The organism is Microbacterium sp. Bi128 (assembly GCF_918698205.1).
This window is the reverse complement of the sequence record NZ_CAKKMM010000331.1, coordinates 1-4,607: the sequence shown is the minus strand read 5'-3', so window position 1 is coordinate 4,607 and position 4,607 is coordinate 1. Positions and strand designations below refer to the sequence as shown.

Annotated in this window: 6 protein-coding genes; 3 read left to right on the top strand and 3 right to left on the bottom strand. The window is 66.1% G+C overall.

The annotated features are described in order from the left end of the window. The coding region (locus LQV45_RS18295; protein ID WP_230008244.1) for an amino acid transporter at positions 1-1,162 on the top strand (1,162 nt) is incomplete at its 5' end. Positions 1,163-1,290: 128 nt separating this feature from the next. Then, positions 1,291-1,773, top strand: coding sequence for a pyridoxamine 5'-phosphate oxidase family protein (locus tag LQV45_RS18290; RefSeq protein ID WP_230008243.1), 483 nt, complete (start codon positions 1,291-1,293; stop codon positions 1,771-1,773). A gap of 98 nt (positions 1,774-1,871) precedes the next feature. Here the strand turns inward: LQV45_RS18290 and LQV45_RS18285 are convergent, their stop codons facing one another. After that, positions 1,872-2,510: an NADPH-dependent F420 reductase gene (locus LQV45_RS18285; RefSeq protein ID WP_230008242.1), complete on the bottom strand. Its 639-nt coding sequence runs from the start codon at positions 2,508-2,510 to the stop codon at positions 1,872-1,874. A gap of 53 nt (positions 2,511-2,563) precedes the next feature. Next, positions 2,564-3,196: a hypothetical protein gene (locus tag LQV45_RS18280; RefSeq protein ID WP_230008241.1), complete on the bottom strand. Its 633-nt coding sequence runs from the start codon at positions 3,194-3,196 to the stop codon at positions 2,564-2,566. 197 nt (positions 3,197-3,393) lie between these two features. Here LQV45_RS18280 and LQV45_RS18275 point away from each other — a divergent pair, with 197 nt between their 5' ends. Further along, a complete protein-coding gene (locus tag LQV45_RS18275; protein WP_230008240.1) occupies positions 3,394-3,771 on the top strand; it encodes a VOC family protein in 378 nt (125 codons plus the stop codon). Positions 3,772-3,799: 28 nt separating this feature from the next. Here the strand turns inward: LQV45_RS18275 and LQV45_RS18270 are convergent, their stop codons facing one another. Continuing rightward, positions 3,800-4,408 (bottom strand): NADPH-dependent FMN reductase, encoded by a 609-nt coding sequence (locus LQV45_RS18270; RefSeq protein WP_230008239.1) that lies wholly within the window; start codon positions 4,406-4,408, stop codon positions 3,800-3,802. Positions 4,409-4,607: the final 199 nt, after the last annotated feature.

The window sequence follows — 4,607 nt, the reverse complement described above, 5'->3', positions numbered from 1 at the left end:
GGGCGGCTGGAGACTCATCGCCGCCACCATCATCGTGCTCTCGAACCTGGCCGCCGTAGCGGTGGACTTCTTCTACCTCATGCTGGCGCAGATCTTCGGCAATCCCGAACTCGCCGACCTCACCACCAACCTGCCGCTGAATATCGCGACCACGCTGGTGTTTATCGCCCTCGCGTGCTGGATCTCCTACCGCGGCATGGAAACCACCAAGACCGTCCAGTACGTTCTCGTGGGATTTCAGTTGCTGGTCCTCGCCTGGTTCTCGATCTCAGCGTTCAGCCACGTCGCCAACGGAACCGCCTTTGACGCCACGGCCATCTCCCCGGACTGGTTTAACCCGTTCGCCGTGGGATCCTTCTCCGCCTTCGCCGCCGGCGTTTCGCTGTCCATCTTCATCTACTGGGGCTGGGACGTCACGCCGGGACGTGCCGCCACGATCACCGTGCTGGTCATCGTGATCATCTACATGACGGTTGCCCTGGCCACGCTGAGCTACGCCGGCGTCGGCGACACGGGGCTGGGCACCGGCAACCCGGAGAACCAGGGCAGCATCTTCGCCGTTCTGGCGGGACCGGTAATGGGCCCGTTCGCCATCCTGATGTCCCTGGCTATCCTGAGCAGCTCCGCCGCGTCTCTGCAGTCCACATTTGTCTCGCCGGCGCGCACCCTGCTGTCCATGGGCCATTACCGGGCGCTGCCGCAGAAGTTCGGCAGGATCAGCCCCACATACAAGTCGCCGAGTTATGCCACGATCGCCTCTGCCATCGCGGCCGCGGCGTTCTATGTCATCACCCGGACCACGTCGGAAAACGCACTGTGGGACACCATCACGGCCCTGGGTATGATGATCTGCTTCTACTACGGCATCACCGCGTTGGCCTGTGTCTGGTTCTTCCGCGCCGAGGCGTTCAGCGGAGCGAGGGCCTTCTTCTTCAAGTTCCTCGCGCCACTCCTGGGCGGCGTCATCCTGCTGGTCATGTTCGTCAAGACCGCCTACGACTCCATGGATCCCGCGTACGGATCAGGGTCGTCGATCGGCGGTGTGGGGCTGGTCTTCATCCTGGGCATGGGCGTCCTCCTGCTGGGCGTGGTGCTCATGCTGGTCATGGCCAAGCTCCGCCCCGAGTTCTTCAGGGGCCAGGTCCTGACCCGCGGGCACTGAGTCCACTGCCGGTTCAGGGAAGGTCCCGGGAAGGTCTCCGGCCGGCAGCCATTGGAAAGTAAGCACACTTACCAATAGGCTGTCCGGAGGGGGACCTTCCTCCGTTGGAACCAGAACGAGGTGAGAGCATGTCGGATGCCGAAAGCATCAGCAAGGTCACGGACATCATCAACGATTCGCACATCGGAATGTTCACCACCATCAACGAAGCAGGCGCGCTCGTCAGCCGGCCACTGGCCGTCCAGGAGGTCAAAGACGACGGCGACATGTGGTTTTTCACGTCGGCGACCACCTCTCAGGTGGCCCACATCCGCGCCAACCCGGCGGTGAACGTCTCCTTCGGCAAGCGCACCGAGTGGGTTTCGGTGGCCGGGACCGCTGAAGTGGTCACTGACCGGCAACTGATCCACGACATGTGGAATCAGGTGGTGGAGGCCTGGTTCCCGGACGGGCCGGACACCCCTGAGGTGGTCCTGCTCCACGTCGACTCGGACTCCGCCGAGTACTGGACCAGCCCGGGCGGCACGGCGGCCACCGTGCTGCAGTGGATCAAGTCCAAGGTGACCAACAGCCGGATGAGCGTGGGCAACAGCGGAACGGTCGAGCTGTAGCGCGCCGAACCCGGGCCACCGCCCGGTCTCACCGGTGGATATTGCCGCTCGATATCACCGCTCTGGGCCTATGACGGCCGATCGGGACCGGACTGCTCCTAGTCGGTGATTTTCAGGCCGGTGCCCCAGTTGAAGGTTGGATACGCGGGGTTGGCCTGCAGCGCCATGACCAGCAGCATGAAGCCCTCGAGTTCTCGGGCGTGACGCAGTCCGCCCACCTGGAGCGGACGCAGCCCGGCGGCTTCGGCGAAGACCGCAACCTCGTTGCGGGCCTCTTCGGAGTCCGAGGCGATGAAGACATCCATCGGCTGGCCGCCGGCTGCCCCGGACCCGAGCGGGCCGGCAAAGGTGGTGTTGAAGGCTTTCACCACCCGTGCGCCCGGGAGCAGTCCGGCGATTTCCTCCGCCGCCGACGTCCCCGGGGCGACCACCAGCGAGTCGAAGGTTTCGGTGTCAATCGGATTGCTGATGTCCACCACCGTCTTGCCGCTGAGCGTGTCGCCGAAATGCGTGGCAACTTCCCTGGCCGGGCCGAAGTACAGCGCGAGGACGACGATGTCTCCCTCGGGAACCTCGCTCAGGCCGCCGGAGCTGGTGGTGCCGCCAAGTTCAGCAGCGAGCTTGGCGGCATTCTCCGGCGTCCGGTCCAAGATCTGGACGGAGCGCCCGGCGGCGACAGCCCGGGTTCCGATCGCCCGTGCCATATTGCCGCTGCCGATGATCGTGATGTCAGTCATGATGGAACCTTTCCAAGGTGGCCGCGAACTGCCGGATCGGCAATTCCGGGGAATCAGCCGTGCGCGTGGTCCGGGCCAGGCGGCCCGGCGGCGCTGACGCCGGCCGCGCGTTCGGCGGCAGCGAGGGCATGTTCCAGCCGTTCCACGGCCGGGGCGTAGGCGGCATCGGTGCAGGCGCGGTCCGTACGGCCGCCGAGGCCCTCGGCGGCCTTGATCGCCCGGATCAGTGCCGCGGTTTCCGGTTGCCGGGTATCGCTCATCGCGGGATAGTCAATCGAGAACCCCGGATCCAGTTCGTACCGCTGCCACCGGGCGAGGGCGCTCCGGTGCCGTGCGGCGGCCGCCTCGTTCAAGAGCCGGGTTTCCCGGCTGGCCCGGCGGGCTTCCTGCCGGCGGAGCAGCCGAGGTGCCGCAGCCACGGCCGCCAGGGCAGCCCCCGCGGCCAGCATCCCGAGCGCCAGGCCGGCCCAGGGCCATGTGGAGGAGGCCAGGACGATGGCGGGCACAATGACGGCGAGTCCGGCGAATGCGTCCCAAAACGCGCCGTCCGCGCCTTCGGAAGGCCCGTCGTCGGCCGCCAGGTGCTTGCGGGCGAAATAGACCGAGGCGAACGCTGCCCCGGCAACCAGAATGGCGAGGGCCAGGAACTGCCAGGCCGCGAGGGCGCCGGATAGTGAAAGCGTCATTGCACACCTCCCCGGAACGGTCCCGGGCGGGCGCTGTTCCGCTAGTTCCATTGGAATCCCTGGCGGCGGGGCCGTCAATGCCTGCCGGGCCGGGGCAATGCCCGGCGCCAGCGCTGACGCAAACCCAGGCGCCAAGGCCCGGTGCGGAGGCCGCGTCGCGGTTCCTACCCCGAGCCTCCCGGCGTAGCCTAGGGGCCATGCGACTGAAAATGTGCAGTATCCACGTCAAGGATCCAGCCTCGGCCCATGAGTTCTACACCGGCACGCTGGGCTTCGAAACGCTGATGGCCATGCCGGAGCACAACCTCTTCATCATCAAGGATGCGGATGGTGCCGGAGGCGCCGGACTGCTGCTGGAACCCAGTGACAACCCGATCGGCGCGGCCTACATGAACGGTCTGCACGACGCCGGGATTCCCGCGATCGTCTTTGGCGTGCCGGACGTGCGCGCCGAATACGACCGGCTGGCGGCCAAGGGCGTGATGTTCCAGGGGGAACCGTCCGAGGGGCCCGGCGGGACCAGTGTGGTGTTGGATGACGGCTGCGGGAACTTCGTGCAGCTGCACCAGGACTAGATGCCGGAGAACCGCGCCCTGACTCTGCCTAACGGCTCGTCTTGTCCTTGTCCGGGTGCTCGTCGCCGATATGGCCCGGTGCATTGGCGGCCAGGACCCGCGCCACGAAGGAGGCATACTCCTCCATATAGTGGCGCAGCAACCCGGCCGTAGCCTCGTCCTTGACCTCGCCGTCCTCGCCGTAGGCCTCCGGGACGAAGCGGATGTACGCCTCCGGAGCATTCAGCTGCGGCGCGTCGAGGAAGCTCAGCACACTGCGGAACGAGGACTGCATCACGGCCGTCCCAATGCCGCCCGGGGAGGCGCCGATGATCCCGGTGGGCTTGCGGGCGAAGGAGTTCGTGCCCCAGGGCCGGGATCCCCAGTCGATGGCGTTTTTGAGCGCTCCGGGGATGGACCGGTTGTATTCGGGCGAGACGAACAGGATGCCGTCGGAAGCGGAGATGGCATCTTTGAGGGCCTGCCCAACGGGTGGGAAAGCGGCATCAAAATCCGGGCTGTACAACGGCAGATCCCTGATGGGGATCTCCGTGAACTCCAGTTCCGCGGGTGCAAGCCGGATCAGCGCCCTGGACAAGGTGCGGTTGATGGAATTGCTCGAGAGGCTCCCGACAAAATATCCGATCTTGAAGCCCATGGCCTTGTTCCTTCCCGATACGCCGCCGGTGGCAGGTGAATTGGGATATGGAGGGGATCGGACCGGCGGCCCCGACCCATTCCGCGAGCGTAGTCCTGCGTCCGCGGGTTGAAAAGAGGGGTCGGGAGAAAGCGCGTGCCGCTATTCGGCCTTGGCGCGGGCTTTCTTGGCGTCCTTCTTGGCGGCCTCGTCCTTGACC